Annotated in this window: 14 protein-coding genes; 9 read left to right on the plus strand and 5 right to left on the minus strand. The window is 74.2% G+C overall.

Annotation, left to right across the window (positions count from 1 at the left end; genetic code table 11):
• Window positions 1-305: 305 nt before the first annotated feature.
• A complete protein-coding gene (locus ABTZ91_RS21045; RefSeq protein ID WP_407078000.1) occupies window positions 306-1688 on the plus strand; it encodes a hypothetical protein in 1383 nt (460 codons plus the stop codon).
• Between the two features lie 34 nt (window positions 1689-1722).
• Here ABTZ91_RS21045 and ABTZ91_RS21050 read toward each other — a convergent pair whose 3' ends face one another.
• Window positions 1723-2124 (minus strand): VOC family protein, encoded by a 402-nt coding sequence (locus ABTZ91_RS21050; RefSeq protein ID WP_345489659.1) that lies wholly within the window; start codon window positions 2122-2124, stop codon window positions 1723-1725.
• A 93-nt stretch (window positions 2125-2217) separates the two neighbouring features.
• Window positions 2218-3108, minus strand: coding sequence for a neutral zinc metallopeptidase (locus ABTZ91_RS21055; RefSeq protein WP_352078703.1), 891 nt, complete (start codon window positions 3106-3108; stop codon window positions 2218-2220).
• A 221-nt stretch (window positions 3109-3329) separates the two neighbouring features.
• Here ABTZ91_RS21055 and ABTZ91_RS21060 point away from each other — a divergent pair, with 221 nt between their 5' ends.
• The 3 genes from ABTZ91_RS21060 to ABTZ91_RS21070 all read left to right on the plus strand — a co-directional run bounded on the left by ABTZ91_RS21060 (window position 3330) and on the right by ABTZ91_RS21070 (window position 6458).
• Window positions 3330-4928 (plus strand): ABC-F family ATP-binding cassette domain-containing protein, encoded by a 1599-nt coding sequence (locus ABTZ91_RS21060; protein WP_345489663.1) that lies wholly within the window; start codon window positions 3330-3332, stop codon window positions 4926-4928.
• Window positions 4929-5269: 341 nt separating this feature from the next.
• A complete protein-coding gene (locus ABTZ91_RS21065) occupies window positions 5270-5491 on the plus strand; it encodes a helix-turn-helix domain-containing protein (RefSeq protein ID WP_006123601.1) in 222 nt (73 codons plus the stop codon).
• A 130-nt stretch (window positions 5492-5621) separates the two neighbouring features.
• The gene (locus ABTZ91_RS21070) at window positions 5622-6458 is read left to right on the plus strand and encodes an enoyl-CoA hydratase/isomerase family protein (RefSeq protein WP_352078704.1); all 837 of its coding nucleotides are present in this window, start codon (window positions 5622-5624) and stop codon (window positions 6456-6458) included.
• A gap of 175 nt (window positions 6459-6633) precedes the next feature.
• On the opposite strand, the gene ABTZ91_RS21075 is transcribed toward ABTZ91_RS21070, so the two are convergent.
• Window positions 6634-7284 (minus strand): hypothetical protein, encoded by a 651-nt coding sequence (locus tag ABTZ91_RS21075; RefSeq protein WP_352078705.1) that lies wholly within the window; start codon window positions 7282-7284, stop codon window positions 6634-6636.
• Between the two features lie 93 nt (window positions 7285-7377).
• Here ABTZ91_RS21075 and ABTZ91_RS21080 point away from each other — a divergent pair, with 93 nt between their 5' ends.
• The 5 genes from ABTZ91_RS21080 to amaP are packed head-to-tail and all read left to right on the plus strand — an operon-like array spanning window position 7378 to window position 9621.
• Window positions 7378-7836 (plus strand): Asp23/Gls24 family envelope stress response protein, encoded by a 459-nt coding sequence (locus ABTZ91_RS21080; RefSeq protein WP_352078706.1) that lies wholly within the window; start codon window positions 7378-7380, stop codon window positions 7834-7836.
• Window positions 7837-7866: 30 nt separating this feature from the next.
• The gene (locus ABTZ91_RS21085) at window positions 7867-8058 is read left to right on the plus strand and encodes a hypothetical protein (RefSeq protein ID WP_352078707.1); all 192 of its coding nucleotides are present in this window, start codon (window positions 7867-7869) and stop codon (window positions 8056-8058) included.
• A gap of 15 nt (window positions 8059-8073) precedes the next feature.
• Window positions 8074-8424, plus strand: a complete 351-nt coding sequence (locus tag ABTZ91_RS21090; RefSeq protein ID WP_352078761.1) for a hypothetical protein — start codon at window positions 8074-8076, stop codon at window positions 8422-8424.
• Window positions 8421-9029, plus strand: coding sequence for a DUF6286 domain-containing protein (locus tag ABTZ91_RS21095; RefSeq protein WP_352078708.1), 609 nt, complete (start codon window positions 8421-8423; stop codon window positions 9027-9029). Before ABTZ91_RS21090 ends, ABTZ91_RS21095 begins: the two co-directional genes overlap by 4 nt.
• Before the next feature lie 4 nt (window positions 9030-9033).
• Window positions 9034-9621: an alkaline shock response membrane anchor protein AmaP gene (amaP, locus tag ABTZ91_RS21100; protein WP_352078709.1), complete on the plus strand. Its 588-nt coding sequence runs from the start codon at window positions 9034-9036 to the stop codon at window positions 9619-9621.
• A 74-nt stretch (window positions 9622-9695) separates the two neighbouring features.
• On the opposite strand, the gene ABTZ91_RS21105 is transcribed toward amaP, so the two are convergent.
• Complete coding sequence (locus ABTZ91_RS21105) at window positions 9696-10451, minus strand: SDR family oxidoreductase (protein ID WP_352078710.1); 756 nt, start codon at window positions 10449-10451, stop codon at window positions 9696-9698.
• Between the two features lie 336 nt (window positions 10452-10787).
• Window positions 10788-12590, minus strand: a complete 1803-nt coding sequence (locus tag ABTZ91_RS21110; protein WP_352078711.1) for a glycoside hydrolase family 15 protein — start codon at window positions 12588-12590, stop codon at window positions 10788-10790.
• Between the last annotated feature and the right edge of the window lie 24 nt (window positions 12591-12614).

The following is a 12614-nucleotide window of genomic DNA, read 5'->3' on the forward strand; positions in this document are numbered from 1 at the left end:
CGGCCCCCGGCCCTCCCCCCCGGGGCCAGGGGCGCGGGACCCCGCAGGCACTCCCGGCCGGCGCGGCCCCGGCCCTTCCCCCGGGCCAGCGGGGCGGGCCCCGCCTTCCCGCCCTCCGCCGGCCCGGGGGAGGCGGCCTGGCGCACGCGGGCCCGACACCGGTCGGCTGGGCGCCGCGTGGGCGAGGGGCCCGGCCGGGCCCTCACCCACTCCCGTAGGGGCCCGCTCGGTGGAAGGCGGGGGCATTGCCGCGGCGTTGCGGATTCCGATTGGGCTTTCGGGCCGTCAGCGGGAAGACTGCCCCCGTGACGTCTCGAAAGCCCGATGAACCATTGGCGCGCAACTCCAGACTCCGACTCGTCCGTCCGCGGTCCCTCGCCACCGCGCGAAGGGCCGTGACGAACCGGCGCACCCGCCCGGCGCCCCGGCCGCCCGAGGGGACGCCACCCCGGGCGGAACTGGCCCGGCATGCACGGGCGGTGCTGGCCGACGCCGTGCGGATCGCGCGGTGGGCCGCGGTCGAGCGGCAGGCCGAGACGGCACCCCCGGACGGCGAACGGGCCGCCACCGCACTGGACCTGACCCCCGCACAGGTCAGGGCCGGCTGGGACCGGGCCCGGCTCGCCGGGCTCGTCGAGCTGCACGGTGACACCGCCCGTCCCGGCTGGCGGCTGCAGGCCTGGGACCGGGACGACTCCGCGGTCCTGCGCGGCTGGGTCGCCCTCTTCGACGCCTGGTCGCTGGCCCACCCCGCCCCCGAGGACGTGGCCCCGGGCGCCGTCGCCGAGGTCGTCGAGGCCGTTCCGCAGGTCCTCTCCCTGCTCCAGCTCTCCGCCGGGCCGGTCGCCGTGTCCGGCCTCCTGGACCTGCTGCGGCAGCGCGTCGACGAGCTCCGCGAGGAGCGCTGCGAGGTCCCGGCCCCCGGCGCCGCCGTCGAGCCGGCGCCCGCCGCCGAGGGCCTGCCCGCCCTCCTGGACTGGGCCCTGGAGGGCCTCGCCGCCGTCGGCGCCCTGACCCTCGGCGAGGGCCCGGACGGCTGCCACGCCACCCTCACCCCGCTCGGCAACTGGGCGGTGTGGGTCAAGCTGGAGCAGATCTGCGTCGCCGCGCAGAGCCCGGCCGGCAACATCGAGCAGTCCGCCGAGGACATGCTCCGCGGCTGCGCCCGGCTCAGTCCGGGCCCGGCCCGCGACGAGTACCGCGCCTGGCTCGCCGCCCGCACCCTCGCCGGCGCCGTCGCCGAGCTGATCGCCGTCGCCCGCGGCGAGGACGCCCTGCTGCGCGGCCTGGCCTTCGAGGCCCTGCGCGTGGTCGGCGCCCCGGCCGAGCCCGAGGTCAGGGCCGCCCTCACGGAGCCGTCGCTCCGTCCCTACGCCCTGCTCTGGCTCGCCGAGTACGAGGGGGCCGACCCGGACGAGGCGCCCGAGGTGCTCACCCGCGAGGAGGCCACCTGGCTCTGGGTGGACACCGCGGCGGCCGTCGCCGACCACGGCGAGAGCGCCCTGCTCGTACGGCACCTCGACTCCGCCGTCCAGGGCACCGTGCCCGCCCTGCTCGACGAGGTCCGGGCCGTCGGCCACCCCCGCACCGTCCAGGTCCTGGTCGCCCTCGCCGCCGCCCACCCGGACCCGGCCCTGGCGAAGGCGGTCCGCAGGGCCGCCTTCCAGGTCCACACGGGCGGAGCCTGACGGCGCGCGGGGGCGGAGGCGGGCCGGCCGGTCCCTACCCTGCCGCGCCCGGGGTGTACGTCCCGAAGCTCCAGACGTTGCCCTCGGCGTCGCGGGCCATGTAGTCCCGCGAGCCGTAGTCCTGGTCGGTCGGCGGCATCACGATCTCGACGCCGTGGGCCACGGCCCGGGCGTGGTGTTCGTCCACGTCGGTCACGTGGACGAACACCCCCACCGGGCCGGCGCCGGCCATCAGCTTGTCGAACTCGCTGCCCGTGCCCTTGCTGCCGAGCATCACCGTCCCGTTGCCGTAGGACAGCTCCGCGTGCACCACGCGGCCGTCCTCACCCTCGTACACGGCGTCCGCGGTGAACCCGAACGCCTCCGTGAGCAGTCTGATCGCGCCCTTGGCGTCGTCGTACGTCAGCGTCGGACAGATGTCGGGTGCCTCGGCCATCCCGATCACTCCTCTCGATGTGACCCGGATCTCACTTCCGGGTCTCCGTCTCGCAGCCGCCACCGACAACGCGGCGGAGTCGGCGCGGGCGACTCACCGGAAGGTGTCGCACCGCGCCATGTCGCCCGTGGTGTAGCCCGTGCGGAACCACTGCTGCCGCTGCGCCGCGGAGCCGTGCGTCCAGTTCTCCGGTGTCACCCGGCCCTGGAAGCGCTCCTGGATCCGGTCGTCGCCCACCGCCGCCGCCGCGTCCAGGCCGTCGCGGACGTCGTCGTCCGTGAGCCGGGTGAGCAGCGGCCGGCCGGTCCGGTCGTCCGGCGTGGTGGTGGCGTGCCGGGCCCACACGCCCGCGTAGCAGTCGGCCTGGAGCTCCACCCTGACGGCGGCCGAGCCCGCGCCGGTGCGGCCGTCCTGGGCGCGGGCCAGCGTCCCCGTCAGGTTCTGCACGTGGTGGCCGTACTCGTGCGCCACCACGTACGCCTGCGCGAAGGGCCCGCCGCTCGCGCCGAAGCGGGTGCGCAGCTCCTCGAAGAAGTCCAGGTCGAGGTAGACCTGCCGGTCGCCGGGGCAGTAGAACGGGCCGACCGCCGAGGTCGCCGTGCCGCAGGCGGTGCCGACCCGCTCGCTGAACATCACGGTCGAGGCGTCCCCGTACCGCCCGCCGCGCCGCTGGTACTCCGCCCGCCAGAAGTCCTGCACGCTGTTGACGACGGCCACGATCCGGCAGTCCTCGCGGGTGTTCGCGTCCGAGCCCTTCCGGCAGGTCTGCGCCACCCGGGCGGCCGAGGAGGAGGTCGCGACCGGCTCCTCGCCGTCGGAGGACAGGCCCAGCTGCTCGGGGCCCACGCCGAAGAGCAGCCCCAGGATCAGGGCGATGACGCCGGCGATCCCGCCTCCGACGGTGGCCCTGCCGCCCGGGATGCGGCTGCCCCGGACGTCCTTGACCTCCGAGGTGTCCAGGTTGGCGTCGTCGTCGAACTGCATGTCTACCGCCCTCCGCGTTTCTGCCGAGTATCGGGGAGCCCGGACGCTTCCACCCCTTTTGCTGGCATCTGTGGTGAATCGCCCTGCCTGTGATCTGTGGCCTAAAAGCAGTTGCAGGGGGCCGTTAGACTGGCCGCATGGCCATTCTCCCCGTGCATTAGCGGCGTCGAAGCCCCGTCCAGCCGTCCTTCCGCCGTTTCCCACCGCCCTGGAGTCTGTCCGTGATCACCGCTTCCGGCATCGAGCTGCGCGCCGGCGCCCGCGTCCTCATCGAGTCCGCTTCCTTCCGCGTCGCCAAGGGCGACCGCATCGGCCTCGTCGGCCGCAACGGAGCGGGCAAGACCACCCTCACCAAGTGCCTCGCGGGCGAGGGCCAGCCCGCCGGCGGCACCATCACCCGCTCCGGCGAGGTCGGCTACCTCCCGCAGGACCCGCGCACCGGCGACCTCGACGTCCTCGCCCGTGACCGCATCCTGTCCGCCCGCGGCCTCGACGTCCTGATCCGCAAGATGCGGCAGAACGAGGAGCGCATCGCCACCGGCAGCGGCGCCACCCGGGAGAAGGCCCTCAAGCAGTACGAGCGCCAGGAGACCGAGTTCCTCACCAAGGGCGGTTACGCGGCCGAGGCCGAGGCCTCCACCATCGCCGCCGCCCTCGGCCTGCCCGACCGGGTCCTCGCCCAGCCGCTGCACACCCTCTCCGGCGGTCAGCGCCGCCGCATCGAGCTCGCCCGGATCCTCTTCTCGGACGCCGACACCCTGCTCCTCGACGAGCCCACCAACCACCTCGACGCCGACTCGATCGTCTGGCTGCGCGACTACCTCAAGTCCTACCGCGGCGGCTTCATCGTGATCTCCCACGACGTCGACCTGGTCGAGACCGTCGTCAACAAGGTCTTCTACCTGGACGCCAACCGCGCCGCGATCGACGTCTACAACATGGGCTGGAAGCTCTACCAGCAGCAGCGCGAGGCCGACGAGAAGCGCCGCAAGCGCGAGCGGCAGAACGCCGAGAAGAAGGCCGCCGCGCTCAACTCCCAGGCCGACAAGATGCGCGCCAAGGCCACCAAGACCGTCGCCGCGCAGAACATGGCCAAGCGCGCCGAGCGGCTGCTCTCCGGCCTGGAGGCGGTGCGGGTCTCCGACAAGGTCGCCAAGCTGCGCTTCCCGGACCCCGCGCCCTGCGGCAAGACCCCGCTCACGGCCGAGGGCCTGTCCAAGTCCTACGGTTCCCTCGAGATCTTCACCGATGTGAACCTGGCCATCGACAAGGGCTCGCGGGTCGTCATCCTCGGCCTCAACGGCGCCGGCAAGACCACCCTGCTCCGGCTCCTCGGCGGCGTCGAGCAGCCGGACACCGGCACCGTCACTCCCGGCCACGGCCTCAAGCTCGGCTACTACGCGCAGGAGCACGAGACCCTCGACCCCGAGCGCACGGTCCTGGAGAACATGCGCTCCGCCGCGCCCGACCTCGATCTCGTCGAGGTCCGCAAGGTGCTCGGATCCTTCCTGTTCTCCGGCGACGACGTCGACAAGCCCGCCGGGGTGCTCTCCGGCGGCGAGAAGACCCGGCTCGCCCTCGCGACGCTGGTCGTCTCCTCCGCGAACGTGCTGCTGCTCGACGAGCCGACCAACAACCTGGACCCGGCCAGCCGCGAGGAGATCCTCGGCGCGCTGCGCACGTACAAGGGCGCGGTCGTGCTCGTCACCCACGACGAGGGCGCCGTCGAGGCGCTCGACCCGGAGCGGATCATCCTGCTGCCGGACGGCGTGGAGGACCTGTGGGGCGCGGACTACGCGGACCTGGTGGCCCTGGCCTGACCCCGTCGGCCCGGATGGATCATGCCGGGCTGGATCATTCGGCTCATGGGTGATCCTTCATCTGAGTGAGTGCGTCTGGTACCTCCGGCGCGGCCCCTGCGGAATCCTTCCGCCAGGGGCCGCGCCGCTCCCGTTTCCCCGGTGGGGCGCTGACCTGGGGATTCCCGGCGCGGCGGGGTGCGGCGAGGGATTCTCGACGCGCGGAAGGATCAATTCCGGTCGTGACCGTCGCCGCCGCTCGCGCCAAGCGAATGGCACGGACCTTGTCGAATGGGTGGCCAGGACGTCCGGGAGGGGTGATCATGAGAAGTCCAGAGCGCACTTCCCATGAGGAGGCACGGGTGGCCGAGACTCTGAAGAAGGGCAGCCGGGTGACCGGCGCCGCGCGCGACAAGCTCGCGGCAGACCTGAAGAAGAAGTACGACTCCGGTGCGAGCATCCGGGCGCTGGCCGAGGAAACGGGCCGCTCCTACGGATTCGTCCACCGGATGCTCAGCGAGTCCGGAGTCACGCTGCGCGGACGCGGCGGAGCGACACGGGGCAAGAAGGCGGCCTCGGCCTGACATCGGGGCGGCTCGATCGGGCCACCGGGTTCTCTCGGTGGCCACCCGGTCGGCCGTGAGGCCGACCGGGTGGTTACTGTGCAGTCACTTAGCATCGGATGCAGTGCTGCACCGGAACCGGAGGCGCCCCATGACTTCGCTCCACGACTCTGAGCACGAAGAGCACAACGAGCACGGACAGCTCCACGAGCTCGTCATCGACAAGGACGGTGTACGGCTCACCGTCGAGGACGCCGTTGCCACGGTGACCCTGACCAATCCGGCGAAGCGCAACGCCCAGTCTCCCGCTCTGTGGCGGGCGTTGACGGAAGCCGGCCGGTCACTGCCGGGCAGCGTGCGGATCGTGGTCCTGCGCGGCGAGGGCAAGTCCTTCTCCGCGGGCCTCGACCGACGGGCGTTCACGCCCGAGGGCTTCGACGGAGAGCCGTCCTTCCTCGACATGGCCCGGGGATCCGACGAGGACCTCGACGCGGTCATCGCCGAGTACCAGGACGCTTTCACCTGGTGGCGCCGCAGCGACATCGTGTCCATCGCGGCCGTCCAGGGCCACGCCATCGGCGCCGGCTTCCAGCTGGCCCTCGCCTGCGACCTGCGGGTCGTCGCCGACGACGTGCAGTTCGCCATGCGCGAGACCAGCCTCGGGCTCGTACCCGACCTCACCGGCACCCACCCGCTGGTCTCCCTCGTCGGCTACGCCCGCGCGCTCGAGATCTGCGCCACCGGGCGCTTCGTCCACGCCGACGAGGCCGAGCGCATCGGCCTCGCCAACCTCGCCGTGCCCGCCGCCGAACTCGACAGCGCCGTACGGGACCTCAGCGCCGCCCTGCTCGCCGCGCCGCGCTCCGCCGTCATCGAGACCAAGGCCCTCCTCCAGGGCGCCTCCGGCCGCTCCTACGAGGACCAGCGCGTCGCCGAGCGGGCGGCGCAGGCGCGCCGGCTGCGGGACCTGGCGGGCCTGGGCGACTGAGGCCGCGGCCTCGGCAGCCGACCTGCCCCCGGGCGGACGGCCCGCCCCTCCTCGGATGGGGCCGGCCGCCGCCGATCACCGTGGTCCCGGGCCGGTCACCGTCGTGCCGGGCCGATCACCGTGGTCCCGGGCCGGTCACCGTCGTGCCGGGCCGGTCACCGTGGTCCCGGGCCGGTCACCGGAGTTCCGACACCACCACCGTGACCGTCGGTGCGTCCGGGTCCGCGGCCGTCACCGCCGTGCGGACCGCGCGGATGACGGTCACCGGGTGGTGCCCGGCCGTCACCGCGACCTCGACGCGCAGACCGGCCGGCGTACGGACCAGGGGCGCGCCGAAGGCGTCGCTCAGGGCGGCCACGCCCGGGGCGCCGAGGGCCGCCAGGGCGGCGGGGTCGTCGGGGGCGGGCGGGGAGGTTCGCCCGGGTGGCGGAGCGGATGGCGGGGAATCCGGCGCCGCGTCCAGCAGATCCGTGATCCGCAGGTTCACCTCCGCCACCGCGAGGCCCAGCGTGCCCTCCGCCGCGTCGAGGAGGGCGACCCGCAGCCGGCTCGCGAGCTGGGGGAGCGGGCGGCCCGTCACCGCCGCGAAGTCCAGGGAGATCCGCAGCCTGCCGGGTGGCAGTCCGCCCGGGGGGACGGGGAAGGCGGACTCCGCGGGGGAGTCCGCGAGCCGGAAGCGCGGGCGGCCCGGGACCACCCCGCGTACTCCGTGCGCTGCCGTCATCAGCAGCGCCCGTACTGCCTCTTCGGCGATCCACGCCCCGTCCGCCGCTTCCCCCAGCGGCAGCAGCCGGTCCGTCGTGCGCCACACCTCAGCCGTCGTCATTGCACCAGCCTGCCGCATCCCCGGCGCGAACTCGGGCAAGCGCCCTTAATGTGGGCGAATAAGGCTGAACCTTCACGGAAGGGGCGAGTGACGATGGCTGACAGCGTGCACTCCGACCAGCAGAACCCGGTCACCAAGCGCGGCGGCGGAGACCCCGCCTCCCGGGGCCGGACCACCATCGCCGACGGAGTCGTCGAGAAGATCGCCGGCATGGCCGCCCGCGATGTCGTTGGCGTCCACGCCATGGGCAGTGGGATCTCCCGCACCCTCGGCGCCGTCCGGGACCGCGTCCCCGGCGGCGGAGGCGCGAAATCCGGCGTGACCCGGGGCGTCAAGGCCGAGGTCGGCGAGGTGCAGACCGCGCTCGACCTGGAGATCGTCGTCGACTACGGGGTCTCGATCTCCGATGTCGCGGGCGCCGTCCGGGAGAACGTCATCGCCGCGGTCGAGCGCATGACCGGCCTGGAGGTCGTCGAGGTCAACATCGCGGTCAGCGACGTCAAGCTGCCGGACGACGAAGAGGAAGAAGAGCCGGAGAGCCGGCTCCAGTAGCCGGCGACGTGACGACGGAAAGGGCTCAGCATGAGCATGGCGGTGATCGGCCTGGTGGCCGGCATGGCGCTCGGCTTCGCCGGGTACTTCGGCGGGTTCGGCGCGTTCGTCCTGGTCGCGGCGCTGGGAGCGATCGGCTTCATCGCCGGTCGGTTCCTCGACGGGGACCTGGAACCAGGCGACCTCTTCCGGGGTCGCGAGCGCGGCGAACGGCGGCGGTGACCCGGGGTGGTGGAGCTGGCGAAGGACCGGGTGGGGGCCGCCGCCCGGGGAGCGACCACGATCGCCGACCGGGTCGTCGCGAAGATCGCCGCCCGGGCGGCCCGCGAGGCGCTGGACGCCGTCCCCGAGGAGGGCTCCGCCCCGCACGCCTCGGTGGTCGTCCACCGTGACGTCGCCCGGGTCTCGGTGAGCCTCGAACTCGACTACCCGTCCGACATCGGCCGCCAGTGCGGTGCCGTGCGGGGGCGGGTCCGCCACCGGGTCGAGGAACTCGCCGGCATCGAGGTCCACGAGGTCGCCGTACACGTCGAGCGCCTGCACTCGGCGCACACCGCGCACCAGAGGAAACGGGGGCGACTGGCATGAGCGGCGCGACCGAGACCGTACCCGTGCTGAACGAGGACGAGGGCAAGGCGCCACCGAGGGCCGCCGGCCGCCGGTTCTGGTCCGTGCGGAGGATCCCCGCCGCCGTCCTCGCCGCCGTCGTCCTCGCCGGAGCCGGGCTGCTGCTGTACGACATCGCCGCCGTCCGCGCCGACCGCGGTGCCATGTCGTGGCGCCGCTCGCTCGCCGAGGATCTCGGCACCCGTACCACCGACAACGCCTGGGCGCTGGCCGGCGCCGCCCTCGCCGTGCTCCTCGGCGTCTGGCTCCTGATCCTCGCGCTCACACCCGGACTGCGGGCGGTCCTGCCCATGCGCCACCAGCACCCCGACCTCCGCGCCGGGCTCGACCGCGACGCCGCCGCCCTCGCCCTGCGCGACCGCGCCATGGAGGTGTCCGGCGTCCAGTCCGTACGGGTCAGGATGCGGCGCTCCAAGGTGGCCGTACGGGCCGTCTCCCACTTCCGGGAACTCGACGACGTACGGCACGACCTGGAGACCGTCCTCGCCGGCGGCATCGACGAACTCGGCCTCGCCCACCCGCCGCGCCTGACGGTACGGGTGGCCAGGCCACCGAGGAAGGGGTGACGGGATGACCCGCGTGCTGCGGCGCGTCAACCGGATCGTGCTGGCCCTCGCCGGCCTGCTGCTCCTCGTCGGCGGCGGAGCCGTGCTCGCCGCCGGCCTCGGCCTGTCCGTACCGTCCTGGTGGCCCTGGTCGGGCCCCGGCGACGTGCTGCTCAGCCGCTCCGAGCGGCAGCACTGGCGGGGCGAGGGCTGGTGGTGGCCGGCGGTCATCGCCCTGCTCGGGCTCGTGGTGCTGCTCGCCCTGTGGTGGCTGGTCGCCCAGTTCCGGCGGGCCCGGCTGCGCGAAGTGGTCGTCGACAGCGGCGACGGCGAGGAGGCCGTGGTCCGCGGCCGGGCCCTGGAGGCGGTCCTGGAGGCCGACGCGACGGCCCAGGACGGCGTGGCCCGCGCCCGGGTCGCGCTCACCGGCCACCGCGCCGCGCCCCGCACCCGGATCGCCCTGCTCCTGGAGCCCTACGCCTCCCCGGGCGACACCCTGACCGCCCTGTCCGACAAGGCCCTCGGCAACGCCCGCACCTCGGCGGGCCTCGACGCCCTGCCCACCGAGGCCCGGCTGCGGGCCGTCAAACACCGGGCCCGGCGGGTCGCCTGAGCCTGGTTCAGAAGTCGCTGCGGGCGCCGCCGTCGACCGGGAGCACCGGGCCCGGCGGGTCGCCTGAGCCTGGTTCAGAAGCCGCTGCGGGCACCGCCGTCCACCGGGAGCATCACGCCGGTGAGGTACGAGGCGGCGGGCGAGAGCAGGAACGCGGCCGTGCGGCCGAACTCGTCCGGGGTGCCGTAGCGGCGCAGCGGGATCGCCGCCTCGTTCGCCGCGCGGGCCGCGTCGGCGTCCCCGGACAGCGCGTCCAGCGCGCGCACCCGGTCCGTGTCGATCCGCGACGGCAGCAGACCGACCACCCGGATCCCCCGCGGACCCAGGTCGTTGGCCAGGGACTTGGCGAACCCGGCCAGACCGGGGCGCAGCCCGTTGGAGATGGTCAGACCCGGGATCGGCTCGTGCACCGAGGCGGACAGCACGAAGGCGATGACCCCGCCCTCCGGCAGCGCCTCCGCCGCCGCGCGGGCCAGGCGCACGGCGCCCAGGAAGACCGTGTCGAAGGCGCTCGCCCACTGCTCGTCGGTGTTGTCGGCGCCGAAGCCCGGCGCCGGGCCGCCCACGCTGATCAGGATGCCGTCGAAGCCGCCGAACCGGGACCGCGCCTCGGCGATCAGCCGGGCCGGGGTCTCCGGGTCGGCGTTGTCGGCGGCCACGCCCGCCGCGTCCGGGCCGAGCGCGGCCGCCGCCTCGGCGACCGTCTTCTCCTCGCGCCCGGTGACCAGCACCTTCGCGCCCTCCGCGAGCAGCGCCTCCGCCGAGGCCCGGCCGAGCCCTCGGGTCGCGCCGGTCACCACGTACACACGGTCCTTCAGCCCAAGATCCATGGGCCGATTCTAGGTTGCCGCCCGGCAGCGGGGGCCGGGAACACCCGTACGGTGTGCGGCCTGAGCGACCTCGACGACCACTGGGTCGCCGGCGCCGAGCCAGAGCCCCGGGCGCCCCGGCGGCGACCTCGCCGACACCGGATCCGACACGTCCGCCGGCACCATCGCCGGCGTGGCCGCCGGGGTGTGCGCCGCCGGCGCGGGCCTGGCCCGGTGGACGCGCCGTCGCCGCTCCGTCACCGGCTGACCCGGCACCGACCCGGCACCGACCCGGCACCGGCCCGGCACTGATCCGTCACCGGGCGAAGCCGCTCGTACGGTCGCGGGGCCCCGCTCTCACTCGGTGAGGGCGGGGCCCCGCTCGCGGTCCGCCTCGGCCAGCGCGAGGGCGGTGCCCACCAGACCGATATGGCTGAAGGCCTGCGGGAAGTTCCCCAGCTGCCGCCCCGACACCGGGTCGTACTCCTCGGCGAGCAGCCCCAGATCGCTGCACAGCCCGGCCAGCCGCTCGAACAGCTCGCGCGCCTCCTCCGGACGCCCCGTCAGCAGCAGCGCGTCCGCCAGCCAGAACGAGCACACCAGGAACGTGCCCTCCTCTCCCGGCAGACCGTCGACCGAGGCGCCCGCCGTCGAGTAGCGGCGCACGAAACCGCCGTCCATCAGCTCGTTCCGCACCGCCTCGACCGTGCCGAGCACCCGCGGGTCGTCCGGTGGCAGGAACCCGACCCGCGGGATCAGCAGGGTCGCCGCGTCCAGCTCCAGCGAGCCGTACGCCTGCGTGAAGGTGTTGCGCACCGGGTCGTAGCCCTTCTCGCAGACCTCCGCGTGGATCTCGTCCCGCATCGCCCGCCAGCGCGCCGGGTCCCCCGGCAGCGTCGGATCCTCCTCCAGGGTGCGCACCGCCCGGTCGGCCGCCGCCCACGCCATCACCTTGGAGTGCACGAAGTGGCGCCGGGGACCGCGCACCTCCCACAGCCCCTCGTCGGGCTCGCGCCAGGTCGACTCCAGGAAACCCAGCAGGCTCAGCTGGAGGTTCCAGGCGTGCCGCTCCGGCGGGATCCCGGCCTCCCGCGCCCGGTACAGCGAGTCCATCACCTCGCCGTACACGTCGATCTGGAGCTGCTCCACGGCCGCGTTCCCGATCCGCACCGGCGCCGAGTCGGCGTAGCCGCGCAGCCAGGGCAGGGTCGTCTCGGGCAGCCGGCGTTCCCCGGCCGGTCCGTACATGATCTGCAGGTCGGCCGGGTCGCCGGCCACCGCGCGCAGCAGCCAGTCGCGCCAGGCGGCCGCCTCCTCGACGTAGCCGGCGGACAGCAGCGCGCCGAGGGTGAGGGAGGAGTCGCGCAGCCAGCAGGCCCGGTAGTCCCAGTTGCGCACCCCGCCGAGCTCCTCGGGCAGGGAGGTGGTGGGCGCGGCGACGATGCCGCCGGTGGGGGCGTAGGTGAGGGCCTTCAGGGTGATCAGGGAGCGCACCACCGTGTCCCGGTAGGGCCCCTGGTAGGTGCAGCGGCCGGCCCATTCGCGCCAGTCGGCGAGCGAGTGCTCCAGGGCCTCGAAGGGGTCGACGAGGGCGGGGCGCGGCTCGTGGGACGGGTGCCAGGTGAGGACGAAGGCGACCTTCTCGCCGGCGGTGACGCTGAAGGAGGACCAGGTGCCGAACTGCTGGCCCCAGGTCTTCACCGGCGGCTCGCTGCGCAGCCACACGGAGTCCGGTCCGGCGATGGCCACCCGGTGGCCGTCGGAGCGGCGCACCCACGGCACGACCGAGCCGTAGTCGAAGCGCAGCCGCAGCACCGCGTTCATCTCCACGGTCCCGCTGACGCCCTCCACGATCCGGACGACGTCGGGGGCCTTGTCGCGCTGCGGCATGAAGTCGACGACCTTGACCGTGCCGGTCCGCGTCTCCCAGAAGGTCTCCAGGACGAGGGTGTCCTCGGCGTAGCGGCGGCTCGTGCACGTGGTGGCGCCCTTGGGGGCGATCCGCCAGTGGCCGTTGTCCTCGTCGCCGAGGAGGGAGGCGAAGCAGGCGGCGGAGTCGAAGCGGGGCAGACACAGCCAGTCGATCGACCCGTCGCGGCCGACGAGGGCGGCGGTCTGGAGATCCCCGATCAGGGCGTAGTCGTCGATACGTTGCGTCACGCTTTGGGCTGTTCCCGCAAGGGG

This window comes from Streptomyces sp. NPDC126499 (assembly GCF_040302485.1).
Taxonomy (GTDB): Bacteria; Actinomycetota; Actinomycetes; order Streptomycetales; family Streptomycetaceae; genus Streptomyces.